We start from the raw sequence: 24,320 nt of genomic DNA, 5'->3' as shown, positions 1-24,320 counted from the left end.
TCGGCGCTCAGTGGTCGTGCTCGAAGGCGAAGGCGGGGTCCACGACCCCGTCGGCGAGATAGCGCGCGGCGGCGACCGCCCGGGCCCGCACCTCGGCGACGTCGTCGCCCAGCGCCGTCACGTGCCCGAGCTTGCGGCCCGGGCGCTGGGTCTTGCCGTACCAGTGCAGCTTCACGTCCGGCCAGTGCGCCATGAAGTGGTGCACGCGCTCGTCGAGCGCCGGCCCCGACCAGCCCTCGGCCGCCGCGGCACCACCCAGGACGTTGGCCATCACCGCGACCGGGGCGGTCATCGCCGTCGAGCCCAGCGGGTAGTCGAGGACCGCGCGCAGGTGCTGCTCGAACTGGCTCGTGCGGGCGCCCTCGATGGTCCAGTGGCCGGAGTTGTGCGGGCGCATGGCCAGCTCGTTGACCAGCACGCCGTCCGTGGTCTCGAACAGCTCGACGGCGAGCATGCCCACGACGCCGAGGGAGTCGGCGATCCGCACGGCGAGCTCCTGCGCGGCGGCCGCGCGCTCCTCCGAGAGGCCGGGCGCCGGGGCGACCACCTCGGCGCACACCCCGTCGCGCTGGACGGTCTCCACCACCGGCCACACCGCCACCTGGCCGAACGGCGAGCGGGCCACCTGGGCGGACAGCTCCCGAACCATCGCCACGCGCTGCTCGGCCAGCAGGGTGCCGTGCCGCTCCAGCAGCGCCGTCGCCGCCGCGACGTCCCGCACGACGAAGACGCCCTTGCCGTCGTAGCCGCCGCGCGGGGTCTTCAGGACGACCGGCCACCCGGCGGTGCGGGCGAACTCCTCGACGTCGGCGGCCGAGGACGCCTCCGCCCACGCCGGCTGGGGCTCCCCCGCCTCGGCCAGCGCCCGCCGGAGGACCAGCTTGTCCTGGGCGTGCACCAGTGCCCGCGGGCCGGGCGCGACCCGGGTGCCCGCCGCCTCGAGCGCCGCCAGGTGCTCGGTCGGCACGTGCTCGTGGTCGAAGGTGACGACGGTGGCGCCGTCGGCCACGGCGCGCAGCGCGTCCAGGTCCCGGTGGTCACCGATCCGCACGTCGGTGGCGACGAGCGCGGCCGACTCGTCGGGGCCGGCGGCCAGGACCCGCAGCGACTGGCCGAGGGCGACGGCGGCCTGGTGGGTCATGCGGGCGAGCTGACCGCCGCCGATCATGGCCACCACGGGAAGTCCGGTGTGCGGGTGCAGGGGCGCAGGCATGGTGCCCGAAGGCTAGCCCGGCGCCCGCGCGGCCCGAGCACCGTCCGGGTCCCTCCGTAGACTGGAGCCCGTGGCCTCCCTCGCGCAGCTGCGCCGGCTCCTGCGCGACGGCCCGAGCCGACTGATGCGGGAGCTCGGCGCCTTCGGCGTCGTGGGCGCGGTGTGCTTCCTGGTCGACGTGGGCCTGTTCCAGCTGCTCTACGCCCACGTGGGTCTGGGGGCGGTGACGTCGAAGCTGCTGGCCACCCTGGTCTCGATGACCCTCGCCTTCGTCGGGCACCGGTTCTGGTCGTTCGCCGACCGTGCCCGCACCGGCCTGCGCCGTGAGTACACCCTGTTCGTCGCGGTCAACGCCGCCGCACTGCTCCTGGGCCTGACCATCATCGGCGTCGTCCGCTACCCCCTCGGGCAGGACAGCGCCCTGGTGCTGCAGGGCGCCAACCTCCTCTCCATCGGGCTCGGCACGGTGCTGCGCTTCCTCGCGTACCGGCGGTGGGTGTTCGTGGAGGAGTCCGCGACGCCCCGGGAGCAGCCGCCCGTGGCCGAGCGGGTCCGGTGAGCGTGCCGGCGCCGCCGGGCCGGGCCGTCGCCGTCGTCCCGGCCCGGGCCGGCTCACGTGGCCTGCCGGGGAAGAACCTGATGACGGTCGGGAACGCGTCCCTGGTGGCCCGCGCCGTCCGCAGCGCGCGCGGAGCCGGTATCGAACAGGTCGTCGTCAGCACCGACGGGACCGACATCGCCGAGGAGGCCGAGCGGCTCGGGGCGACGGTCGTCCTCCGGCCGGCGGAGCTGTCGACCGGCAGCAGCCGGACGGTGTCCGCGTTGCTGCACGCGGCCCGGACGCTGGACCTGCCGGACGACACGACGGTCGTCCTGCTCCAGCCGACATCCCCGTTGCGCACCGCCGACGACGTCCGCGCCGTCCTCGAGCGGCACGCCCGGGGCGACGTGCGCACGACCCTCACCGTGACCACCGCCGACCACCATCCCTGGAAGCAGCTGCTGGTGGGGCCGGACGGGTCCGTCCGCCCGGTGCGCACCTGGCCCGATCTCGAGGCTCCGCGGCAGGAGCTCCCCGAGGCGCTGCGGATCAACGGCGCCGTCTACGCCACCGCCCTGGGCGCCATGCGCGCCGCGGACTCGGTGATCGTCCCGGAGGTGGCGGCGGTGCCGATGCCCGTCGAGCGGAGCGCCGACGTGGACACCGTGGCGGACCTCGAACGGGTGCGACGGGCGGCGCGCGAGCTCGGCGAGGACTGAGCGCCGCTCAGCGGTCGGCGAACCGCTTCTGCAGCGGCAACTGCCACACCGCGTCATCCCGCAGCAGGGACACGATGCGCCCGGCTGCCCCCACAGATCCGAAGTGCTCCTCCGGCGGCGTCGGCCCCTGTGCCCGGGCCTGGCGGACGGCAGCCGCGATCTCTCCGGCACGGGCCGCGACGTGCTGCACCGACGTCGCCGGGGACCGGCCGTTCTGCCGGGAGCCCACGTCGACGGCAGGGGTTCCGAGCACCGGCGCCTCCCGGACCCCGCTGCTGGAGTTCCCGACGATCACCTCCGCGTGCCGGAGCAGGGTCAGGTACGCGGGGAACCGCATCGACGGCAGCCGGACGATCCCCGGCCGCCCGTGCAGGCGCTCGAGCGCGGCCCGGACGTCGGGGGTGCCCTCGTCGTTGTTCGGGTCGATCACCACCCAGGAGCCTCCGAGCTCCAGGACGGCGTCCACGAGCTCCTCGGCCTGGCGGCGGTTGGTACCGACCTCGGTGGTGACGGGGTGCATGGCCACGATCCCGTACGGCGGCTCGGGCGTCCCGTACCGTTCGCGCACCGGCCCCAACGGGCTGACCGCCGCGACAGCGAGCGCATCGGCCTCCGGGCTGCCCACGACGAAGATGCGGTCCTCGTCCTCCCCCAGCTGCCGGACCCGGGCGCAGGCCGACTCGTTGGCCACGAAGTGGACGTGCGCCTGCTTGGTCAGCGAGTGCCGGATCGAGTCGTCGATCGTCCCGGAGACCTCGCCGCCCTCCACGTGGGCGACCCGGGTGTTGGTCAGGCTGCCGGCCAGCCCGCCGGCCAGCGCCTCGACGCGGTCCCCGTGCACGAGCACCATGTCGGCGGACTCGGCGAGCAGCAGCCGAGCGATGGAGTTCAAGCTGTTCGCGAGGACCAGCGCCATCGGCTCGTCCTCGACCTGGTTGGGCACGTGGTGGACGCGCCGCAGCCCGGCGCGCTCGATCTCGCGGACCGTGTAGCCGTACCGGTGCAGCAGGTGCATACCGGTGACCACCAGCGAGAAGTCGACGTCGGGAGCGTCCTGCAAGCCGAGGAAGACGTCGCGCATCTTGCCGAAGTCGGCGCGCGTACCGGTGATGCCGATGATGCGGCGGGCCCTGGCCGGCTCGCTCACCCGGCCGCCAGGTCGGCCCAGGACAGCTGCACGTCGGCGGGCAGGTCGCGGGCGGCCACCCGGCCCAGCACCGCGTCGTAGTCGACGGCCTTGAGTTCGCCGGTACCCGGGCGCTTGACCCACACGTTGTCGACGCCGAACGGCTCGCCGGCCGTCACGCGGGCGGTGGTCACCACGCACGCGTACGCGAAGTCGATGGTGGGCTGCTCCTCCGGGAGGATCTCCTTGCGTCCGCCGCGTGCTGCCGCCAGGACGTCCGCACCCTCGACCAGACGGCCGAAGTCGGCCGGCAGGCTGGAGATCGGGATGTCGGGCCCGGGCCAGGACAGGTCCGAGGTGAAGTGGCGCTCCAGGACGTCTGCGCCCACCGCCACCCCGCCGAGGCAGGCGTAGATGGACGTGGTGTGGTCCGACAGTCCGAGCACCGCGTCGGGGAACGCCTCCTGCAGCTCGGTGATCCCGCCGAGGCGCACCTTCTCCGGCGGCGTCGGGTAGAGGCTCGTGCAGTGCATCAGCGCGAAAGGAACGCCGGCGGAGCGGAGCAGCTCGACCGACGGGCGGATCGTGGAGACGTCGTTCATCCCCGTGCTGAGCAGCACCGGCTTGCCGAACGAGGCGATGTGCCGGACCAGTGGGTAGTTGTTGCACTCGCCCGAGCCGATCTTGAAGGCCGGGACGTCGAGACCGGCCAGACGGTCGGCCGCGGCACGGCTGAACGGCGTGGACAGTGCGATCAACCCGCGGTCGTGCGCGTGCGCGAAGACGTCCTTCTCCTCGGCGGCGGAGAGGGCGCAGCGCTGCATCATCGTGTAGATCGACTCGTCGGCGTTCCCCGGGACGACGTCGTTGGGGATCATCTCGTCCTCGACGACGTGCGACTGGAACTTGACGCACTCGACCCCGGCGTCGGCCGCGTCGTCGATCATGCGGTGCATCCGGTCGAGGTCGCCGTCGTGGTTGATGCCGAGTTCGGCGATGACCAGGGGACGGTGCCCGGGCCCGATCGCGCGGGCACCGATCGTCATCTTCGGGGCAGGTGCCGACATGCGCCCCACGGTAGAGGACGCGGACCTCCGGGCACGGACGCCGGGAAACGCCCGGCACACCGTGCCCCGGTGCCACAGCAGGCCCACCCGCCCCGGCCCTCCCGGCAGCGCGGCGGGGGCAGCAGCCGGCGCGCGCACTACGATCGGCCGCGTTCGCGGGAGGGGTGCGACCACATGGGCGAGACGGTGGAGGAACAGCGGCGCAACGATCTGCGCGAGCTCGTGCGCAGCTACGCGCGGGACCCACGCATCCGGTCGATCGCCGTGCTGGGCAACAAGCCGATGCTCCCCTCGCCCGAGCGGGCCGCGGCCGTGGACGGCTGCGACCTGGTGATCCGGGTCAACAGCTTCCGGCTCGACGAGGACGGCGAGCCGCCGAACTACGGCAAGCGGGTCGACGCGGTGTTCTTCCACCGCGGTCTGGTGGCCACGCGCTGGTTCTTCGAGGACTACCAGTACCGGCTGTACCTCCTGGTCGAGCCCGGACGCCTGCACTGGGAGCGCGAGGCGCTTCCGGACTGGTGGCCGAGTGATCTCGGCCAGGTCCACCTGTCCAACGCCGACCTGACGCTGCGGCTGTCGGACGCGCTGGGGCTGGACAGCCTCCGCGACGGCGTGTGGTCCACGACCGGCACCATGGCCGCGTTCTGGGCGCACGACGCCTTTCCCGATGCCCGCGTCGAGCTGGCCGGCTACTCGTTCATCGACGACCCCGGCCAGACCAGCTGGGAGCACGCGTCGGGCAGCGCGACCACCCTCACGCCGGAGCACCGGCTGGCTGCCGAGGCGCAGCTGATGCGTGGTTGGCTGGCCGACGGGCGCACCCGCGTGTGGGCCTGAGCGGATCCACGACGACGTGCCGAGGAGAGTTCAGCGAATGAGGCTGCCGCTGCCGCACAGGATCCGTGTGCGACTCGACCGGGCCCTCCGGTCCCGTGTCGACGAGGGGGTCCGGCCGCTGGTCGAGCGGGAGGACGACCTCTCCCGCCGGCTGGACGCGCTCGCCGCCCGTGTCGACCAGCTGGCCGACCGGGTGGACCGCATCGACCAGCTGCCCGCAGCCCTGGACCTGAAGGCCGCGGCCGTGGACCTGAAGAACGTCTCCGAACGCGTCGACCGGCTGGACGAGGTGACGGGCAGCGCGGAGGACCGGCTGCGGCGCCTCGACGAGCAGGCCACCTGGAACGCCCACCAGATCTCCCGGCTGGCGCCGCAGGCCGCCAGCTTCGAGCAGCGACTGGAACGACAGGCCCGGCCGGTGGTCGTGAACGCCGGTGGGAACGACGAGCTCTCGGAGTCCCGGATGCTGGTCGACGTGGTGCGCGAGGAGCACGCCCGCATCCGCGCTCGCCTGTCGGCCGTCTCCGCGTACGAGGAGCGCATCCGTCGCCTGGAGGACCGCGCCTTCCCGCCGCCGACCGGCTGACGCCCCTCCACCTCGGTGGGGCGTGCCGCCCGTTGCCGGCGGTCGTGGCCCCGCGGCTCCGCTCTCAGCCGGCCAGCCGGGACCCGTTGCGACCCGCGACGACCTCGAGCCGCGTGGGGATGCGGGTGCGCAGCTCCTCCAGGTGGCTGATCACGCCGACCGTGCGCCCGCCCCGGCGCAGCTCGTCGAGCACCGTCATCACCGCGTCCAGCGCCTGCGCGTCGAGGGTGCCGAAGCCCTCGTCGACGAACAGGGTGTCGATGCGCACGCCTCCGGTCTCTGCGGTGACGACGTCGGCGAGACCGAGGGCCAGTGCCAGGGAGGCCATGAAGCTCTCCCCGCCGGAGAGGGTCTTCGTGGGCCGCCGGACACCGGTGTACTCGTCGAAGACGTCCAGCCCCAGCCCGCCCCGGGCGCCGTGCCGGCCCTGCGCGTCGCTGTGCAGGAAGGTGTAGCGGCCGCCGGACATGTCCAGCAGCCGCCGGCTGGCCACCTCGGCCACCTGCTCCAGGCGCGCGGCGAGGACGAACGACTGCAGCCGCATCCGGCGGGTGTTGGCACCTCGGCCGTGGGCGAGGTCGGCGAGCGCGGTCACCTGATCGGCCCAGTCGCGCAGCTCGGCCAGCTCCAGCTCCGCGGCCGTCACCCGGCCGACGAGATCGGCCAGGGACGCCGTGCAGCGCCGCGCCTGCTCCAGCGAGGCCACCGCGTCCTCCCGGCGCCGGGTGACGCCGGCACAGCGGTCCTCCAGCGCGCCGAGATCGGGCTGCGGGGGCAGGTCCGCCAGTTCGGCGTCGGCCAGCCGCCCGCGCAGCACCGCGACCCGCTGGTCGTGCTCGTCCAGCTCCCGGTCCAGCCGGGTGAGGCGGCCGGGCTCGAGGAGGGCGGCCGCGGCGCCGAGCACGTCGTCGAAGCCCGCGGCCCCCGCCCGCTCCTCGGCAGCCCGGCGGGCGGTCCCCGCCTGGGCGCGCGCACGCACGTCCTCGGCCTCGGCGGCGACGACCACCTCGCACCGGTCGGCCGCCACCGACAGCCGTGCGACGCGGGCCGGGAGATCCGGGTCGTCGCCGCGCGCGGCGGTCAGCCGCTCGGACAGGTCGGCCAGCCCCAGGGCGAGCGCCTCGCGCTCGGCGATCCGCGCCCGGCGCTCCTCGCGGTCCGCGGCCAGCCGGGCGGTGGCGGCCTCCCGCTCACCGGTCAGCCGCTGCAGCGCGGCCTCGGCCGCGGCGAGCCCTGCGGCCAGCTCCGCGGCGGCTCGCACGGCGGAGGTCAGGCCGGCGACCCGCTCCGCCTGCTCCGGCACCGGGAGCTCCCCCGCGCGGGCGCGCAGCCCGGCCAGCTCGCGCTCGGCGGCGTCGAGCCGGGCGGTCGCCGTGGCGAGGGCGGTCTCCTCGGCGTCGGCTGCGGCCCGGGCGGCGTCCTCGTCGGCCGCGGTGACCCGCGCCCCGCCGTGCACCGCCGGCCGCGGGTGCTCGGTGGCGCCGCAGACGGGGCAGTCGGCGCCGTCCGCGAGCGCCGCGGCCAGCTCGGCGGCCATCCCGTCGAGCCGCCGGCCGCGCAGGTCCAGCCAGTGCTCGCGGGCGTCGGCCCACGCCTCGCGGCGCACCTGCACGTCCGCGCGCAGGCCCGAGAGCCGGCCCTCCAGCGACGCGGCGGCCCGGGCCGCCTCGAGCGCGCCCTGCGCGGTCTCCAGCGCGCTCCGCTGCCCCGGCAGCGCGGCCGCGGCGGCCCGCGCCCGGGCGAGCCGCTCCTCCTGCTCGGCGAGCCGGGCGGGGAAGCCGGCCAGGACCCCCTCCCCGTCGGCGCAGCGCTCGGCCAGCTCGGCCACGGTGCGGTCCAGAGCGACGACGGCCCGCTCGACGGCCGCCGCCCGCGCCACCTCCGGCAGCAGCGCCCGCGCCTCGGCCGCCTGGTCCCGCAGCTCCCGGGCCAGCGCCGTCGTGGCCTCCCGCCCCTCGGCGACCGGCAGCCAGGCGGTCACTGCCGTCGTCGACGCGACCGCGGCGCGCTCCGCGGCCAGCGCCGCCGCCCCGGCCGCCTGCAGCACGTCGCGCAGCGGCTCGGCCCGGCGGCCGGCGTCCCGCTCGGCGCGCAGGGGCGCGAGCGCCGGCTCCCGCTCGGCCAGCCTCGCCAGCTCCGTCGCGGCCTGGGCCCGCCGGGCGTGCCGCTCCGCCAGGGCCCGGGCGGCCGCCAGCTCGGCGTCGATCGCCGCCACCTCCGCGGCGGCCGCGTCGGCCCGGGCCCCTTGCTCCGCCAACCGCTGGGTCGCCCCCACGCGGACCTTCTCCACCCACGGCACGACCCGGGTGCCCGGACCTGCCCCGACGAGCTCCGGCGCGAGCTCCTCGGGCACGTCGACGTCGGCGATCTGGGCCACCCGGGCGACCAGCGTGCCCAGCTGCGCGCGCTGCGCCGCGGTGCGCTCGCGGGCCGCCGCGCGCTCCTCGGCCAGCCAGTCCTCGGCCCGGGCGAACCGGTCGACGTCGAAGAGCGTGCGCAGCAGCTCGGCCCGGTGCTCGGGCTCGGCGCGCAGGAACCGCGCGAAGTCGCCCTGCGGGAGCAGCACGACCTGGCAGAACTGGTGGACGTCGAGCCCCAGCCGCGTGCGCAGGTGCTCGGAGCCCTCGTCGATCCTCGTGCTGACCGGCTCCCACCCGCCGTCGGTGAGCCGGGAGACCAGCAGCTTCGCCTGCTCGGTGGCCCACCCCTCGCCGCGCTTCTTCGGCCGCTGCTGCTCCGGCCGTCGCACCACCCGCAGCCGCTCCGCGCCCAGGGTGAGCTCGCAGGTGACCTCCGTGCGCGTGGCCGCGTCGGCGTGGTCGCTGCGCAGCCGTTTCTCCTCGCCGCGCGCCCCGGGCACCCGCCCGTAGAGGGCGAACACCACGGCGTCGAGCAGGGTCGTCTTGCCCGCGCCCGTGGGCCCCCAGAGCAGGAACAGCCCGTCCCGGCCGACCTCGTCGAGGTCGACCTCGACCGTGCCGGCGAACGGGCCGAACGCGGTGACCGACAGCCGGTGCAGCCTCATCGGGCCGCCTCCGCGCGGTCCGCGGCACCGAGCGCACGGGCCAGCAGCTCCCGCTCCCCGGCGGTGGCCGGCACGCCGCGCACGTGGCTGACGAACTCGCCGGCGACGTCGAGGGCGCTGCGCCCCTCCATCCGCTCCTGGTAGCTCCCGCCCTCGCCCGCCGTTCCGGCACCCGCCCAGTCCAGGTGGACGCAGAACGGGAAGCGCGCCTGCAGCCGGCGCATGGGGTCGGCCGGGCGGGCCGGGTCGGTGAGGCGGGCGGAGACGAAGTGCTGCTCGGCGGCGGCGTGCGCCGGCTCGGCGAGCAGCTCCTCCAGGGTGCCGGTGAGCACCGAGAGGGGCCGGGGTGTGGGCAGCGGCAGCGCCCGGACGTCGGCCAGGCCCGATGCGTCGAGGTCGACCAGCCAGGCCTGCTTCTGCTGGCCCGCCTCCCCGAACGAGTAGGCCAGCGGGGACCCGCTGTACCGCATCCGCGGGGAGAGCGTCTGCGGCCGGTGCAGGTGCCCGAGGGCGACGTAGTCCACGCCGTCGAAGACCTTCGCCGGCACCAGGTCGACCCCGCCGACGCAGATGTCCCGCTCGCTCTCGCTGGCCACCCCGCCGCCGACGAAGGCGTGCGCGAGCACCACCGACCGGGCCCCCGGCCGCAGGAACAGATCGGCGCGCACGCGGTCCATGGCCTCGCGCAGCACCGCCTCGTGCCCGCGCGCCTCGGGCACGCCCAGCTCGTGGCGGGCCACCTCCGGCTCCAGGTAAGGGATGCCGTACACGGCCACCTCGCCGTGCTCGTCGGCGAGCAGCACCGGCTCGTCCAGCCGCGGCGTGACCGCCCGGACGTGCAGACCGGCCGCGCTGAGCAGGCCGGAGAAGGTGCCGAGCCGGCGTGCCGAGTCGTGGTTGCCCGGGGTGAGGACCACCCGCGCGCCGGTGGCCAGCAGCCGGCCGATGACGCGGTCGAGCACCCCGGTTGCGTCGGCCGAGGGCACCGCGCGGTCGTAGACGTCGCCGGCCACGACGACGACGTCGACCCGCTCCGCGGTGACGACGGCGGCCAGGCCGCCCAGGACCGCCTCCTGCTCGGCGAGCAGGTCCGTGCCGTGCAGGGTGCGGCCGATGTGCCAGTCCGAGGTGTGCAGCAGCCGCATGTCCGCAGAAGGTAGGGAGGGGGTCCGACAGAACCGTTCAGGCGCGCCGTGACGGACCCGTCACATCCGGTGCGCGGTCAGAGCACGCTGGTGGCCCGCCAGCCGTCCGCGGGCGGCCAGCCGTCCTCGCCGCGGAGGTAGCCGGCGTTCTCCTGGGCCCGCCGGTCGGCGTCCTCCTCGATCATCACGTTGATCAGCTGCTGGACGCCGTCGCTGTCGGGGATCTGCCGCAGCACCGTGGCGCCGCCGTCCCCCGCGGTCTCGATCGTCAGCGTGCCGGACCTGATGATCCGCTCCCACAGCGTCTGGGTGTAGGAGACGTCGGTGATCCGGGCGAGCCCGAGGTCGCGGCCGCGGCGGGTCAGGACGCCCTCGCGGAACAGCAGCCGGTGGGTGGTGATGACGTAGTGCGTCGTCCGCCAGCGCAGCAGGGGGACGACGACGAGGAACAGCAGCAGCAGGGCCGCCAGCACCACGATCCCCAGCCGGATCATCCCCTGCTGCGGCCCCGCGGGGACGAGCGCGGCGCCGAACGAGACACCACCGACGACGAGCAGGAAGCACACCACCGGCCAGAAGAGCGTCAGCCAGTGCGGGTGCAGGTGGCGCACGACCTCTTCGTCGTCGGCGAGGAGCTTGTCGGGGTAGGGCACCCTGCCAGGATGACGGAGGCGCCCCCGCCCGTCATGCCTTCGCGGCGTGTGTCGCCGCCCGGGTGCGGGGACGGGCGTCGCCGGGCCGGTCCTCCGACGTCCGGGGGCCGATGATCCGCAGCTTGCGGCGGGCCGGCTCCTCCACCCGCGTGTACAGCAGGTGCGCGAGCACCAGGGCCAGGGGCACCGACAGCACGGTGACGACGGACCCGCCGATGGTGGTGGGGCCGATCACCGCGATGGACAGCATCGCCGTCCAGACGATCTCGAAGACGCAGTAGTGCACCAGGTAGAGGGCGTAGGAGATGCGGCCGCCGTGCACGAGGACCCGCGAGCCCAGCCACCGGCTGCCGCTCCCGCGCGCGAGCGCCAGGGCACCGACCAGCGGCGGGAACAGTACGACCACGACACCCTGGTAGTCGCCCCCCAGCGCGGCGCCCACGCGGTCGGCGACGAACACCGCGACCAGGAGGCAGCCGGCGAGGACGGCGGCCACCTTCTCGGCCACCGGGCCCGAGCGCGGGTTCGTCCCCAGCCGCTGCACCGCCAGGCAGGTGAGTGCGCCGGCCGTGAACCCGGCCGCGATGCGGGCCAGCCACTGGTACTCGAAGCCCGCGGTCCCGGCGACCAGGTTGTGGACGACGAACGGCACCATGCAGAGCAGGGCCAGCGATCCGGTGACCGACGCCGAGGCCCGCCGGAGCCGCCACAGCCCCAGCGCGAGCACCGGGAAGGCGCAGTAGGCCAGCCACTCCGCGCTGACCGACCACCCCGGCCCCACGTACGAGGCGCCCGGGAAGTACGGCCGGTGCCACTGCTGCACCATGAGCAGCTGCTCGACCAGGTGCGGCACGCTCAGCTGCGGCTGGACCGCCTGGAACGACGGGTTGTCGTCGAACCACGACCGGGCCAGCAGCCACCCGCCGAACAGCACGGTCACCAGGGCGAAGGTCGGCCAGATCCGCGTGATCCGCGCCCAGAGGAAGACGTAGGCCTTGCGCGCGGAGAAGGACTGTCCCAGGTGGCCGGTGTAGTTCAGCGTGATGACGAAACCACTGAGCACGAAGAACAGGTCGACCCCGAGCCAGCCTGCGGCCACCACGGGAGCCAGCGGTGCGAGCAGCCCGGTGAAGGTGGGCCCCGGCGCGTAGCTCAGGTGCAGCGCCACCACCAGGATCGAGGCGACGAAGCGCAGGCCGGTGAGCGCCCGGATCTCACCCTTGAGCGGGCTGGTGGGCTCGCTGCTGGGATCCGGGAGCTGCGTCTGCCTGCTCTCCGGACGTTCCGATGGACCGAGCGATCCGCGCCCCCCGGATGCGGGCGTGGCGGGGTCGGCGACCGAATGCATTTCGAAACAGTAACGGGCGGGCGCGCCTCCGCACGGTGACCGACACTCAGGAGGCGCGGACGTGTCGCACGTCCCCGCTGGCGAGCGCCACCGTGCCCCCGGGGCTGTCGACGACCAGCCGGCCGTCCCAGTCGATCGCCCGGGCGGTGCCGACCAGAGCCGAGCCGTCGGGCATGGTCACCTCCACCGTGCGGCCGACGGTCGACGACCACGCCAGGTAGTCCTGCGCCAGCCCGGACACCACCGGATCGCCCAGCGCCTCGACCCAGCCCAGGTAGCGCCGCTCGAGGGCACGCAGGAAGCCCAGCAGCACCGGCGCCCGGTCGACGGTCGCGCCGGTGACCACCGACAGGGACGTCCCGGTCTCCGGGAGCTCGGCGGCCGTGGTCGAGACGTTGAGCCCCACCCCGACGACGACGCCGGCCGGGAGAGTGCCGCCCGCGACCGACTCGGCCAGGATGCCGGCCAGCTTCCGCCCGTCGCCGGCGAGCAGGTCGTTGGGCCACTTCACCGATGCGAGGACACCGCTGACCTCCCGCACCGACTCGGCCAGCGCGACCCCGGTGAGCAGGGGGAGCCAGCCGCGGCGCGCGGCCGGGACGTCCGGGCGCAGCAGGAAGGACACGGTCAGGCCGGCCCGCGGGGGCGAGGTCCACAGCCGGTCGAGGCGACCCCGTCCGGTGACCTGGTGCTCGGCGACGAGGACGGTGCCCTCGGGGGCGTCCTCCGCGGCCGCCGCGGCCAGCGCGGCGTTGGTCGAGCCGATCTCGGCGACGACCTCGACCGACCGCCACAGCCTGCTGTCCCGGCGGAGCGCCGTGTCGAGCGCCCGCGCGTCGAAGGCGGGGCGCTCCAGGTCCGACCAGCGGGAGGAGGGGGCATCGGGCACCCGATCACGCTAGCCACCGGTGCCCGGCGGCGCTGTCCGGCCCGGTCCGCCGCCCACCCGGACGGCGGACCGTCGGACTCCAGCGGGAGAGCCGGCCGGTGGCTCCCCTACGCTACGGAACCCGGAGCCCCGGCACGTCGGGGCCGGCACACGGGCACGGCACGGACGCGAGGGCCTTCCGGGCAACCGCGGGGCAGGACACGTGACCGGCCGGGTGGGTCACGGACGAGCAGACCAGCGGCGCGCGGACGCGGCCGAGGGGCGCCAGCGAGGAGGACACGTGAGCGCGGCTGAACTGGAGAGCGCCGGGGAGCACGTCCCCGACGACGTCGACATCCACACGACGGCCGGGAAGCTCGCCGACTTCGAGCGACGGGTGCAGGAGGCCCAGCACGCGGGCTCCGAGCGAGCCGTGGAGAAGCAGCACGCCGCGGGCAAGATGACCGCCCGCGAGCGGATCGACGCGCTGCTGGACCCGGGCTCGTTCACCGAGTTCGACGAGTTCGCCCGGCACCGGTCGACGAACTTCGGGATGGCCGACAAGCGCCCCTTCGGCGACGGCGTCGTCACCGGGTACGGCACGGTCGACGGCCGCCCGGTGGCGATCTTCTCCCAGGACGTGACCGTCTTCGGCGGGAGCCTCGGCGAGGTCTACGGCGAGAAGATCGTCAAGGTCCAGGACTTCGCCATCCAGGACGGCTGCCCCGTCATCGGCATCAACGAGGGCGGCGGGGCGCGCATCCAGGAGGGCGTGGTCTCCCTCGGCCTCTACGGCGAGATCTTCCGGCGCAACGTGCACGCCTCCGGCGTCATCCCGCAGATCTCGCTGGTCATGGGGCCGGCGGCCGGCGGGCACGTCTACTCCCCCGCGCTCACCGACTTCATCGTCATGGTCGACAAGACCAGCCAGATGTTCATCACCGGCCCCGACGTCGTGAAGACCGTGACCGGCGAGGACGTCTCCCTCGAGGAGCTCGGTGGTGCGCGCACGCACAACACCAAGTCCGGTGTCGCGCACTACCTGGCCGAGGACGAGGCCGACGCCCTCGACTACGTCAAGGCGCTGCTGTCCTACCTCCCCAGCAACAACCTCGACCCGCTGCCGGCGCTCGAGACGCCGCCGGTGGAGACCGTGCTGCCGGACGCGCTGACCGACGAGGACCTCGAGCTCGACACCTTCGTCCCCGACTCGGCGAACACGCCCTACGACATGCACACCGTCATCGAGCACGTCCTCGACGACGGCGAGTTCCTCGAGGTGCAACCGCTGTTCGCGCCGAACATCCTGATCGGCTTCGGCCGGGTCGAGGGCCGGCCGGTCGGGGTCGTGGCCAACCAGCCCACCCAGTTCGCCGGCACCCTGGACATCGACGCCAGCGAGAAGGCGGCGCGGTTCGTCCGCACCTGCGACGCCTTCAACATCCCGGTGCTCACCTTCGTCGACGTCCCGGGCTTCCTGCCCGGCACCTCGCAGGAGTGGGAGGGCATCATCCGCCGCGGCGCCAAGCTGATCTACGCCTACGCCGAGGCGACCGTCCCCAAGGTCACGGTCATCACCCGCAAGGCCTACGGCGGCGCCTACGACGTCATGGGCTCCAAGCACCTCGGCGCGGACGTGAACCTCGCCTGGCCGACGGCGCAGATCGCCGTGGTCGGCGCGCAGGGCGCGGTCGGCATCCTCTACCGCAAGGAACTGGCCGCGGCCGACGACCCGGACACCCGCCGCGCGGAGCTGATCTCGGAGTACGAGGACACCCTCGCCAACCCCTACATCGCCGCCGACCGCGGCTACGTCGACGCGGTCATCCCGCCGTCGCACACCCGCGTGCAGGTGACCAAGGCGCTGCGCGTGCTGGCCAACAAGCGCCAGACGCTGCCCGCGAAGAAGCACGGGAACATCCCGCTATGACACTGCGACCCTCCGGGCCGCACCGCGGCCAGTTGCCGTCCCCCGGCGGCGACGAGCGCCTCCGTCCCGCCTACGCGGACCCCTCCGGGGCCCACTCGGCGCGACCGGACCAGGAGCCGTCCCCCGCTTCACCACCGCTGCTGCGCGTCGTCAAGGGCGAGCCGACGGCGGAGGAGCTGGCTGCGCTGACCGTCGTGGTCGCGGCGATGTCGCAGCGCCGGGAGCGCCGCCGGCCGACGCCGGTGGGCGCCTGGGCCTCCTACGCCGACGGCCACCGGGGTGCCCTCGCGCACGGCCACGGCGGCTGGCGCGCAGCCGGGCGGTTCGCATGAGCGCCGACCGCCGGCTGGTGCTGGCGTCGGCCTCGCCGGCCCGGCTGTCCCTGCTGCGGCAGGCCGGTCTGTCGCCCGAGGTCGTGGTGAGCGACGTCGACGAATCCTCCTACTCCGCCCCGCGCGTGGCCGAGCAGGTCGCCCTGCTCGCCGCCGCCAAGGCCGCCGCCGTCGCCAAGCAGGAGACCGACGCCCTGGTCATCGGGGCGGACTCGCTGCTGGAGTTCGCCGGGAAGCCGCAGGGCAAGCCGGCCGACGCCGCCGAGGCGCGCGACCGCTGGCGGCGCATGGCCGGGCGCTCCGGCGTCCTGCACACCGGCCAGGCGCTGTTCGACGTCCGGGACGGCGCCGTCGTCAGCCGGGACATCGCGGTGGCCTCGACCGTCGTCTACTTCGCCGAGCCCACGCCGCCGGAGGTCGAGGCCTACCTCGCCACCGGGGAGCCGCTGGCCGTGGCGGGCGCGTTCACCCTCGACGGGCTCGGCGCCCCGTTCGTGCGCCGGGTCGAGGGCGATCCGGCGGCCGTGGTGGGGTTGTCGCTGACGGTCCTGCGGACCCAGCTGGCCAAACGCGGCCTGGCCATCACCGACCTATGGCGCCGCTGAGCAGCACCGAGGTCCCGATCGACCGCGCCCACGCGGTACCGACAACAGTTCGACCGGCCCACAGAAGAGGGAGAGCTCCGGTGCAGAAGGTCCTGATCGCCAACCGTGGCGAGATCGCGGTCCGGGTGGCCCGCGCGTGCAAGGACGCGGGTCTGACCAGCGTGGCGGTCTACGCCGAGCCCGACCGGGACGCGCTGCACGTGCGCGTCGCCGACGAGGCCTTCGCCCTGGGCGGCACGACGCCGGGCGACTCCTACCTGGTGATCGACAAGATCCTCGACGCGGCGAAGCAGTCCGGCGCGGACGCCATCCACCCCGGCTACGGCTTCCTGTCGGAGAACGCCGACTTCGCCCAGGCCGTTCTCGACGCCGGGCTGACCTGGATCGGGCCGTCGCCCCAGGCGATCATCGACCTCGGTGACAAGGTCGCGGCCCGGCACATCGCCACCAAGGCCGGCGCCCCCCTGGTGCCCGGCACCAAGGACCCGGTCGGGGGCGCCGACGAGGTCCTCGCCTTCGCCGAGGAGCACGGCCTCCCCGTCGCGATCAAGGCGGCGTTCGGCGGTGGCGGGCGCGGGCTCAAGGTGGCCCGCACCATGGAGGAGATCCCCGAGCTGTTCGACTCCGCCGTCCGCGAGGCGGTGTCGGCCTTCGGCCGCGGCGAGTGCTTCGTCGAGCGGTTCCTCGACAAGCCCCGCCACGTCGAGGCCCAGGTCCTCGCCGACACCCACGGCAACGTGATCGTCGTCGGCACCCGTGACTGCTCGCTGCAGCGGCGCAACCAGAAGCTGGTCGAGGAGGCCCCGGCGCCGTTCCTCACCGAGGAGCAGCGGGAGCGCATCCACTCCTCGGCCAAGGCCATCTGCGCCGAGGCCGGCTACCACGGTGCCGGCACCGTCGAGTACCTGGTCGGCACCGACGGCTCGATCTCCTTCCTCGAGGTCAACACCCGCCTGCAGGTCGAGCACCCGGTCTCCGAGGAGACCTCGGGCATCGACCTGGTCCGCCAGCAGTTCCGCATCGCCGACGGGCTCCCGCTGGAGATCACCGAAGACCCGGAGCCGCGCGGCCACAGCATCGAGTTCCGGATCAACGCCGAGGACGCCGGCCGCAACTTCATGCCGGCCCCCGGTCCGGTGGACCGGCTGGAGATCCCGCAGGGGCCGGGCGTGCGCTGGGACTCCGGCGTCGAGACCGGCGGCGAGGTCGCCGGGGCGTTCGACTCCATGCTCGCCAAGCTGATCGTCACCGGCGCCACCCGCGAGGAGGCGCTGCAGCGGGCCCGGCGCGCGCTGGACGAGCTGGTGGTCGAGGGCATGCCCACGGTCGTCCCGTTCCACCGCGCGGTCGTCCGCGACGAGGCCTTCACCACCGAGCCCTTCACGGTGCACACCCGGTGGATCGAGACCGAGTGGGACAACCAGGTCCAGCCCTACGACGCCGCCCCGTCCGAGCCGGACGAGGCCGGCCCGCGGCAGACGGTCGTGGTCGAGGTCGGCGGCCGCCGGCTCGAGGTGTCCCTGCCGGCCGGCCTGGCCGCCGGCGGCGGCGCGACGCCCGGTGCGGCCGCCAAGCCACGCAAGCGCGGCGGCGGCGGGGGCGGCGCGGCCGCCTCGGGGAACTCCCTCACCTCCCCCATGCAGGGCACCATCGTCAAGGTCGCCGTCGAGGACGGCGCCACCGTGGCGGCCGGCGACCTCGTCGTCGTGCTCGAGGCGATGAAGATGGAGCAGCCGATCACCGCGCACAAGGCCGGCACGGTCTCCGGCCTGTCGGCCGAGGTCGGCGCCTCGGTCACCAGCGGTGCGGTGATCTGCACCATCGCGGACGCCGCGGGATAGCCGGCCGAATGCGACAGGGCCCGCCACCGGCGTCGTCGGTGGCGGGCCCTCGTGCATCCGCGGCTCAGCCGGTGTGGATGGTCCCGCCCTGGAACCGCTGGTAGCACCCGGAGCGCCCGGGCACGCACATGACGTCGGAGAGCGGGTATCCCAGCGCGCCCGCCTCGTACCCCTGGGCGGCCCAGCGCCCCCACAGCTCGCCCTGGACGATCCAGGCCCCGGTGGCCCCGGACCAGTACACGCCACCGCCCTGGTAGATCTGGTAGCAGCCGCCGTTGCGCAACCCGCAGGTCACGTCGGTCATCGGGTAGCCCAGCCGGCCGCTCTCGTAGCCCATCGCCGCCCAGCGGTCCCACAGGAAGCCGCTCACCGCGCGGGCACCCGTGGCCGGGGACCAGTAGAGGGCACCCCGCTGGTAGAGCTGGTAGCACCCACCGTCGCGCAGCCCGCACCGCACGTCGCCGGCCGGGTAGCCGAGCCAGCCGGCCTCGTAGCCCAGCGAGGCCCACCGTCCCCACAGGAACCCGCTCACGGCCTGGGCGCCCGTGGCCGACGACCAGTACAGAGCCCCACCCTGGTAGCGCTGATAGCACCCGCCGTCCTTGAGCCCGCAGAGCACGTCGCTGGCCGGGTAGCCCAGCCAGCCGGCCTCGTAGCCCAGCGAGGCCCACCGTCCCCACAGGAACCCGCTGACCGCGCGGACGCCGGTCGCGGCGGACCCGTAGAGCCCGCCGCCCTGGAACACCTGGTAGCAGCCGCCGTCCTTGAGTCCGCAGAGCACGTCGGTCTTCGGGTAGCCCAACCACCCGCGCTCCTGGCCCAGCGCACCCCATCGCGCGCCGATGTCGCCCTGCACGACCCGCGCACCCGTGGCCGCGGACCAGTAGATCGACCCCTGCGCGAACGTCTGCTGACAGCCGCCGTCGCGCAACCCGCACCGCTCCGTGGACAGCGGCGCCCCGAGCCGGCCGGTCTCGCCACCCAGCGACGCGTACCGGACCGCGATCGGGCTGTCCGCCGAGGGCCCGTCGGCCGCGGTGCGCACGGTGACCGTCGCATCCGTCGACGAGGTGCTGGTGACACCGACGGTGAGCCCCTCGCCGAGGAACATCCGGCTCCCGGCCGGCAGCACGGTCGCCACGTCCCCGTCCCAGTTCGCCTGGGCGGCCGGGGTGCCGTCGAGGAGCAACGAGGTGTCGCTGTTCGGTCCGGGACCGTCCCGCCGGACGAGGACACCTGGCTGCAGGCCGTAGTTCGCGCGGGGGTCGGACAGCCAGGTGTCGCGGCCCGTGGCGGTGCGGTACTCGACCCAGTAGCGCGTGGTGCCCGTGGTCAGCGAGAGCACGCGCAGCCCGCTCCGGCCACCCATCGGGGCGAGCGTGAACGTGCCACCGGTGCCGGTCGAGGACACCGACCGCTGCGCCGACGACGGCAGCAGACCCAGTCGGGCGGCGTGCGGGGCGTTGAGCGAGCCGACCTGGTGCCACGAGATGCCCATGACGTCGTACAGGTCCTCGTACGCCACCGTCCGGCACGGCGCAGATTCCGGCGAGGCATCGCACTGCACCGCCGACGAGTGCCCGAGGCCGAAGTTGTGCCCCAGCTCGTGGGCGAGCACCGAGGTGGCGATGGCCTGCACGTACACCAGGCCGCCCGCACCGATGCCCGAGCCGACCGTCCCCAGCCCGTAGCCGCAGTCCGGTGTACCGGACGGCACGTAGAGCAGCAGGTGCTTCCCCGGTCCACTGGTCCAGCCGACGGCGGCGGCCGCCTCGTTCCACAACTGGAAGGGGGCGGCGCACCCGGCCGTCGTGGTGATCCAGTCGTGGCTGCCGGTTACCGCCACGGTGACACCGCCGTCGCTCTGCTCGTTCCAGAACTGCCGTGCCGGGCCGTCGACCGCGGCGACGACGTCGGCCAGCAGCCGCCCGTCGCGCGGCGCGCCCCCGGGCTGGACCATCACCACGGTGACGCCGTTGGTGTGCGGCACGGTCGTCACCGCGGGCTCCGGAGGGGCGACCACCTCGGCGCTGACGACCTCGCGGGCGGGCTCCAGGCCCTGTTCCACCGTGGCCTCATCCCGGATCTCACCACCGACGGTCACCTCGACGGTCGCACCCAGCTCGATGTCAGCGACGTCGTCGGTGGGGACTCGGACCGACTCGCCGTCGGCGACGTCGATCCAACTCAGCAGCCCGACGTCGGCGTGCCCGGCCTCGTGCTCGGCCTGGTGCTCGGCGGGCTCGGGATCGGCCCAGGCCTGGACCAGCTCCCCGACGACGACGTCACCGGCGGTCGCGGGCCGGTCCTCGGCACGCACCGACGGAACGGTGACCATGCCGAGCAGCACGGCGGCCACGGTGACGACGACGGCCGGTCGCAGTGACCAGCCCCCAGGGGTAGCACGCACGGCGGGACTCCAAGACGAAGGGGACTGTTCCCTGCATCGGCACCCGCCGTGCAGAACTGGACCGTGCGCGGCCGATCGCTGCCGGGTGCACCCGTCCGGGTGCGCTCAGCGCCCGCGGGCGCGGCGCACAGCCTGGAGCAGCAGCAGCGTGGCGCCGGCGAGCACGGATTCAGCGACGGGCAGCAGGAGCCCGCCGAGGAACCCGGAGCTGTCGGCGACCGGATCGAGCGCGACGCCGGCGCGAGGCACGCTGAGCCCGTCGACCGGCGCCCAGTACGGCGGTGCCTGCGGCGCGACGGCGGCCGCCTCGGGGGCCGGCGCGGGCGTACCGGTCAGGGTGCCGCGGCGCTCCCGGACCGAGTTGCCGGCCGGGCTCGCGGATCCGCCGACCGCCTGGCCGGCGGCGGGCTCCGGTGCCGGCACCACGTCGACCACCGCCGCACCCCCATCGACGCTGCGCACCGTGACGGTGAAATCTCCCCCGGAGAGCACGAGGGGCGCGCCCACCGGGACGGCGGACTGCAGGTCGGCGTCCCAGCCGGCCGCCGGGCTCGGCGTGCCGTCCAGGAGGAGCGAGGTGTCCGGGAAGCGGCCGGCCCGGTGGAGCAGCACCCCGGTGTCGAGCCGGTACACGTTGTCGCCGGTGGCCAGCCAGCCGTCGCGCCCGGTCGCGGCCCGCAGCTCCAGCCAGTAGGCGGTTCCCTCGGCGTCGACCAGCCGGAGGGCCCGGACGCCGGTGCGGCCGGCCACCGGGGCCAGCGTCACGCTGGTGGCGGCCTCCCCCACCTGCACGGTCCGCTCCGCGTCGCCGGTTAGCACGCCCAGCGCCGAGGCCTGGGGGGCGTTGAGCGACCCGAGCTGCGCCCAGGACGCGCCCATCACGTCGTAGTAGTCACGGTAGCCCGAGATCCGGCAGGAAACCGCCTCGACCGCGCCGTCGCACTGCGCCGACGAGGAGTGGCCGAGGCCGAAGTTGTGCCCGAGCTCGTGGGCGATGACGGACGCCGACGTGTCCCGCACGTAGAGCCGCCCACCGGACGCCGGGGCCGCACCCACCTCGGCGAGGGCGTACGAGCACGCCGGCCGGGTCGCGGCCTCGCCGCTCAGGCGCAGGAGCAGGTGCCTGCCGGGCCCGGGGACGAAGCCGACCGCCGCTGCCGCCTCGTTCCACATCGCCGCGGGGTCCTCGCAGCCGGCCACCGTCGACAGCCAGTCGCGGGAGTCGGTGACGCCGAGCGTGATCGCGCCGCCGGTCTGCTCCGACCAGAACCGGGCGACGGAGCCGTTCACCGTGGCGACGACGTCGCGCAGCAGGGTGTCGTCGGGGCTGGTGCCCGCCGGGGCCACCAGGACGACGGTCACCTCGTTGGTCAGGCCGCCGCGGGGCGCGGGGCCCGGCTCCGGAGCCGTGGACGGCGGGGGCGCGAGCACGTCGCTGTCCAGCACCTCGCGGGCCCCGTCGTACCCGTCGTCGCTGGCCCCGTCCTCGACCGTCGCACCGACGGTCAGCTCGACCGTGGCGCCCGCCGGCAGGTCGGCCACCTGCTCGGCGGGGATGCGGACGGCGCCCTCGCCGGTCTGCACCCAGCTGAGCCGGCCGTCGTCGGCATCGGTGTGTTCGGCAGCCTGGGCGGCGGCACCGCTCTCACCGTCGGTGACCACGTGCAGGAGCTCGCCGACCACGGTGGTGCTCGTGTCGGCCGCCGCGACGCCGGGAACCGCCACAGCGCCGACGACGCATGCGGTGAGGACACCCTTGAGCGCGCGAGAGCCCAGCAGACGACGGTGGCCGCGGGGACGACGGGAGTCGTGGTCAGCAGACATCGACTCCTGCATCGGCGGGCCGACGCCGGGTCGGCACCGGGGAGCCGATGTTGAGCCGAGCTCCCGTCACACCCGCCGCAGGCGCCCCGGGCCTCCCCGGGGCACCACCTCAGGCGAGGTCATCCGCCTGCCTCCGCGCCCCGGTCCGCTCCTCGCTCGTCCCTCGCTGCGATGCTCCCGCGGCTGTCGTCAGGCGAGGTGATCTCCCGACTCCGCGCCCCGGTCCGCTCCTCGCTCGTCCCTCGCTGCGATGCTCCCGCGGCTGTCGTCAGGCGAGGTCGTCGGCGCCCATCAGGCGGCGCCCCGCCTCGGTGATCGAGCCCGACAGCGACGGGTAGATCGCGAAGGTCTGCGCAAGGTCGTCGACCGTCAGCCCCTTGGTCACCGCCAGCGCGATCGGCAGGATCAGCTCGGAGGCGCCCGGGGCCACCACCACACCGCCCATGATCACGCCGGTGGAGCGGCGGGCGAACAGCTTCACGAAGCCGTCGTGCAGATCGCCCATCTTCGCCCGCGCGTTCGTGGCCAGCGGCAGCCGCACCGCCTCGACGTCGACGCTCTCCGCGAGCGCCTTCTCCTGCACGCCGACGGTGGCGATCTCCGGATGGGTGAAGACGTTGGCGGCGACCGTCTTGAGCTTGATCGGCGCGACCGCCTCGCCCAGGGCGTGCCACATCGCGATCCGGCCCTGCATGGCGGCCACGGAGGCCAGCTGGAAGACGCCCGTGACGTCGCCGGCGGCGTAGATGCCCGGCACCGAGGTGCGCGAGACCCGGTCGACGACGACGTGCCCGGCCTCGGTGACCTGGACGCCGTGGGACTCCAGGTTGAGCCCGGCGGTGTTCGGCACGGTGCCGACCGTCATCAGGGCGTGCGAGGCCTCGACGCAGCGCCCGTCGGTGAGCTCGACGGCGATGCCCTTCTCGGTCCGCCGGACCCCGGCCGCCCGGCCGCGCTCCAGGCGGCCACCGCGGGACTGGAAGACCTGCTCGAGCACCTCGGCGGCGTCGGAGTCCTCACCGGGCAGCACCCGGTCGCGGGAGGAGACGAGGGTGACCGGGACACCGGCCTCCAGGTAGCCGGAGGCGAACTCCGCGCCGGTGACCCCGGAGCCGACGACGACCAGGTGCTCGGGCGGCTCCTGCAGGTCGTAGACGTCGCGCCAGTCGAGGATCCGCTCGCCGTCGGGCTCGGCTCCGGGCAGCACCCGCGGGTCGGCGCCGGTGGCGATGAGGACGACGTCGCCCTCGATCTCGTCCACGACCTCGCCGTCGGCGTCGAGGATCTCCACCTCGTGCGCGGCCAGACCGGGCTCGTCGTCGGCCAGCCGGGCCTGGCCGGAGATGATCCGGACGCCCTCCGCTTCGAGGCGGGCGTGGATGTCGGCCGACTGCGCCATGGCCAGGTTCTTCACCCGCTGGTTGGCCGCGGGCAGGTCGAGGCTCACCGTGGCGAGCTCGGCGCCGTGCACGCCGAGGACGGCGGAGTCGCGCACCGACGTCATCGCGCCGGCGGCGGCGATGAGGGTCTTGGAGGGCACGCAGTCGGTGAGCACGCTGGCCCCGCCGATGCCGTCGCGCTCGATGACGGTGACCTCGGCGCCGAGCTGCGCGGCGACCAGCGCCGCCTCGTAACCGGCCGGGCCACCACCGATGATGACGATGCGGGTCATGGGGTCCATCTTTCGTCGCCGAGCGGTCCGTCGGAGTCCATTGTCCCCGGTGCCGGTCCGGTACTGCGCCACCGCCCGTCCCCGGCCTGCCGGGCGCCCCGGTTAGTCTCGCCCGGATGGCCCTCTACGCCGCCTACGGGTCGAACATGGACCCCGCCCAGATGCTGCGCCGCTGCCCGTCGTCCCCGCACACCGGCACCGGCTGGATCCGCGGCTGGCGGCTCACCTTCGGCGGCGAGGAGCTGGGCTGGGAGGGGGCGCTGGCGACCCTGGTGCCCACCGGCGACGACGTGCCGGGCGTCTTCGTCGCGCTCTACGACCTGACCGAGGCCGACGTGCGGGCCCTGGACGCGTGGGAGGGCGCCGACTCCGGCCTCTACCGCCGGGTGCACCTGCGGGTGCACACCCTCGGCGGCGACGTCGTCGCCTACGTCTACGTGCTCGACGCCTTCGAGGGCGGGCTGCCCTCGGCGCGCCACCTCGGGGCGATGGCCGACGCCGCCGAGGCCGCCGGCGCACCCGACGACTACGTCCGCGAGCTGCGCGTCCGCGACTGCCGCACGACCTTCTGACGC

At 74.7% G+C, this 24,320-nt stretch carries 20 protein-coding genes; 9 read left to right on the top strand and 11 right to left on the bottom strand.

The window, feature by feature from the left end; all coding sequences use genetic code 11:
• Positions 1–7: 7 nt before the first annotated feature.
• Entirely contained in the window at positions 8–1,213 is a 1,206-nt protein-coding gene (locus O2W17_RS13430; protein WP_269192922.1) for a 5-(carboxyamino)imidazole ribonucleotide synthase, read from the bottom strand.
• Between the two features lie 70 nt (positions 1,214–1,283).
• Here O2W17_RS13430 and O2W17_RS13425 point away from each other — a divergent pair, with 70 nt between their 5' ends.
• Both O2W17_RS13425 and O2W17_RS13420 read left to right on the top strand, forming a co-directional pair.
• The gene (locus O2W17_RS13425; RefSeq protein ID WP_269192921.1) at positions 1,284–1,772 is read left to right on the top strand and encodes a GtrA family protein; all 489 of its coding nucleotides are present in this window, start codon (positions 1,284–1,286) and stop codon (positions 1,770–1,772) included.
• A complete protein-coding gene (locus tag O2W17_RS13420; RefSeq protein ID WP_269192920.1) occupies positions 1,769–2,473 on the top strand; it encodes an acylneuraminate cytidylyltransferase family protein in 705 nt (234 codons plus the stop codon). The genes O2W17_RS13425 and O2W17_RS13420 overlap by 4 nt, the downstream gene beginning before the upstream one ends.
• Positions 2,474–2,480: 7 nt before the next feature.
• On the opposite strand, the gene neuC is transcribed toward O2W17_RS13420, so the two are convergent.
• Positions 2,481–3,620, bottom strand: a complete 1,140-nt coding sequence (neuC, locus tag O2W17_RS13415; protein WP_269192919.1) for a UDP-N-acetylglucosamine 2-epimerase — start codon at positions 3,618–3,620, stop codon at positions 2,481–2,483.
• A complete protein-coding gene (locus O2W17_RS13410) occupies positions 3,617–4,666 on the bottom strand; it encodes an N-acetylneuraminate synthase family protein (RefSeq protein ID WP_269192918.1) in 1,050 nt (349 codons plus the stop codon). The genes neuC and O2W17_RS13410 overlap by 4 nt, the downstream gene beginning before the upstream one ends.
• A gap of 174 nt (positions 4,667–4,840) precedes the next feature.
• Between O2W17_RS13410 and O2W17_RS13405 the strand changes: the two genes are divergently transcribed.
• Together O2W17_RS13405 and O2W17_RS13400 are read left to right on the top strand one after the other, a co-directional pair.
• Complete coding sequence (locus O2W17_RS13405; RefSeq protein WP_269192917.1) at positions 4,841–5,506, top strand: hypothetical protein; 666 nt, start codon at positions 4,841–4,843, stop codon at positions 5,504–5,506.
• 67 nt (positions 5,507–5,573) lie between these two features.
• Entirely contained in the window at positions 5,574–6,092 is a 519-nt protein-coding gene (locus tag O2W17_RS13400; protein ID WP_269192916.1) for a hypothetical protein, read from the top strand.
• A 64-nt stretch (positions 6,093–6,156) separates the two neighbouring features.
• On the opposite strand, the gene O2W17_RS13395 is transcribed toward O2W17_RS13400, so the two are convergent.
• From O2W17_RS13395 to O2W17_RS13375, 5 genes are all read right to left on the bottom strand, one after another.
• Complete coding sequence (locus tag O2W17_RS13395; RefSeq protein ID WP_269192915.1) at positions 6,157–9,117, bottom strand: AAA family ATPase; 2,961 nt, start codon at positions 9,115–9,117, stop codon at positions 6,157–6,159.
• Positions 9,114–10,262 carry an exonuclease SbcCD subunit D gene (locus O2W17_RS13390; protein WP_269192914.1) on the bottom strand — a complete coding sequence of 383 codons (1,149 nt, stop codon included), beginning with the start codon at positions 10,260–10,262 and terminating at the stop codon, positions 9,114–9,116. Before O2W17_RS13390 ends, O2W17_RS13395 begins: the two co-directional genes overlap by 4 nt.
• A 77-nt stretch (positions 10,263–10,339) precedes the next feature.
• Complete coding sequence (locus tag O2W17_RS13385) at positions 10,340–10,915, bottom strand: PH domain-containing protein (RefSeq protein WP_269192913.1); 576 nt, start codon at positions 10,913–10,915, stop codon at positions 10,340–10,342.
• 31 nt (positions 10,916–10,946) lie between these two features.
• The gene (locus tag O2W17_RS13380; RefSeq protein WP_269192912.1) at positions 10,947–12,263 is read right to left on the bottom strand and encodes an acyltransferase family protein; all 1,317 of its coding nucleotides are present in this window, start codon (positions 12,261–12,263) and stop codon (positions 10,947–10,949) included.
• Between the two features lie 46 nt (positions 12,264–12,309).
• A complete protein-coding gene (locus O2W17_RS13375) occupies positions 12,310–13,152 on the bottom strand; it encodes a biotin--[acetyl-CoA-carboxylase] ligase (RefSeq protein ID WP_269192911.1) in 843 nt (280 codons plus the stop codon).
• Positions 13,153–13,432: 280 nt separating this feature from the next.
• On the opposite strand from O2W17_RS13375, the gene O2W17_RS13370 reads away from it, so the two are divergent.
• The 4 genes from O2W17_RS13370 (at position 13,433) to O2W17_RS13355 (ending at position 17,839) form a co-directional block, all read left to right on the top strand.
• Complete coding sequence (locus O2W17_RS13370) at positions 13,433–15,061, top strand: acyl-CoA carboxylase subunit beta (RefSeq protein ID WP_269192910.1); 1,629 nt, start codon at positions 13,433–13,435, stop codon at positions 15,059–15,061.
• On the top strand, positions 15,058–15,393 hold the full coding sequence (locus O2W17_RS13365) for an acyl-CoA carboxylase subunit epsilon (protein WP_269192909.1): 336 nt from the start codon (positions 15,058–15,060) through the stop codon (positions 15,391–15,393). The genes O2W17_RS13370 and O2W17_RS13365 overlap by 4 nt, the downstream gene beginning before the upstream one ends.
• Complete coding sequence (locus O2W17_RS13360) at positions 15,390–15,998, top strand: Maf family protein (protein ID WP_269192908.1); 609 nt, start codon at positions 15,390–15,392, stop codon at positions 15,996–15,998. Before O2W17_RS13365 ends, O2W17_RS13360 begins: the two co-directional genes overlap by 4 nt.
• A gap of 80 nt (positions 15,999–16,078) precedes the next feature.
• Positions 16,079–17,839: an acetyl/propionyl/methylcrotonyl-CoA carboxylase subunit alpha gene (locus tag O2W17_RS13355; RefSeq protein ID WP_269192907.1), complete on the top strand. Its 1,761-nt coding sequence runs from the start codon at positions 16,079–16,081 to the stop codon at positions 17,837–17,839.
• Between the two features lie 64 nt (positions 17,840–17,903).
• Here O2W17_RS13355 and O2W17_RS13350 read toward each other — a convergent pair whose 3' ends face one another.
• The 3 genes from O2W17_RS13350 to O2W17_RS13340 all read right to left on the bottom strand — a co-directional run bounded on the left by O2W17_RS13350 (position 17,904) and on the right by O2W17_RS13340 (position 23,745).
• Positions 17,904–20,249 (bottom strand): M66 family metalloprotease, encoded by a 2,346-nt coding sequence (locus O2W17_RS13350; RefSeq protein WP_269192906.1) that lies wholly within the window; start codon positions 20,247–20,249, stop codon positions 17,904–17,906.
• 105 nt (positions 20,250–20,354) lie between these two features.
• Positions 20,355–22,073 carry a reprolysin-like metallopeptidase gene (locus tag O2W17_RS13345; protein WP_269192905.1) on the bottom strand — a complete coding sequence of 573 codons (1,719 nt, stop codon included), beginning with the start codon at positions 22,071–22,073 and terminating at the stop codon, positions 20,355–20,357.
• Between the two features lie 268 nt (positions 22,074–22,341).
• Positions 22,342–23,745: an NAD(P)H-quinone dehydrogenase gene (locus tag O2W17_RS13340; RefSeq protein ID WP_269192904.1), complete on the bottom strand. Its 1,404-nt coding sequence runs from the start codon at positions 23,743–23,745 to the stop codon at positions 22,342–22,344.
• A 116-nt stretch (positions 23,746–23,861) separates the two neighbouring features.
• On the opposite strand from O2W17_RS13340, the gene O2W17_RS13335 reads away from it, so the two are divergent.
• A complete protein-coding gene (locus O2W17_RS13335) occupies positions 23,862–24,317 on the top strand; it encodes a gamma-glutamylcyclotransferase family protein (protein ID WP_269192903.1) in 456 nt (151 codons plus the stop codon).
• Positions 24,318–24,320 lie beyond the last annotated feature (3 nt).

This window comes from Blastococcus sp. VKM Ac-2987 (assembly GCF_026967805.1).
Lineage (GTDB): Bacteria > Actinomycetota > Actinomycetes > Mycobacteriales > Geodermatophilaceae > Blastococcus.
This window is presented reverse-complemented; position numbering and strand designations above follow the sequence as displayed.

Coding starts and splice junctions, on each gene's coding strand:
- O2W17_RS13340 (WP_269192904.1), bottom strand. CDS start 23,745: ATGACCCGCATCGTCATCATCGGTGGTGGCCCGGCCGGTTACGAGGCG.
- O2W17_RS13380 (WP_269192912.1), bottom strand. CDS start 12,263: ATGCATTCGGTCGCCGACCCCGCCACGCCCGCATCCGGGGGGCGCGGA.
- O2W17_RS13390 (WP_269192914.1), bottom strand. CDS start 10,262: ATGCGGCTGCTGCACACCTCGGACTGGCACATCGGCCGCACCCTGCAC.
- O2W17_RS13335 (WP_269192903.1), top strand. CDS start 23,862: ATGGCCCTCTACGCCGCCTACGGGTCGAACATGGACCCCGCCCAGATG.
- O2W17_RS13405 (WP_269192917.1), top strand. CDS start 4,841: ATGGGCGAGACGGTGGAGGAACAGCGGCGCAACGATCTGCGCGAGCTC.
- O2W17_RS13410 (WP_269192918.1), bottom strand. CDS start 4,666: ATGTCGGCACCTGCCCCGAAGATGACGATCGGTGCCCGCGCGATCGGG.
- O2W17_RS13395 (WP_269192915.1), bottom strand. CDS start 9,117: ATGAGGCTGCACCGGCTGTCGGTCACCGCGTTCGGCCCGTTCGCCGGC.
- O2W17_RS13345 (WP_269192905.1), bottom strand. CDS start 22,073: ATGTCTGCTGACCACGACTCCCGTCGTCCCCGCGGCCACCGTCGTCTG.
- O2W17_RS13365 (WP_269192909.1), top strand. CDS start 15,058: ATGACACTGCGACCCTCCGGGCCGCACCGCGGCCAGTTGCCGTCCCCC.
- O2W17_RS13360 (WP_269192908.1), top strand. CDS start 15,390: ATGAGCGCCGACCGCCGGCTGGTGCTGGCGTCGGCCTCGCCGGCCCGG.
- O2W17_RS13430 (WP_269192922.1), bottom strand. CDS start 1,213: ATGCCTGCGCCCCTGCACCCGCACACCGGACTTCCCGTGGTGGCCATG.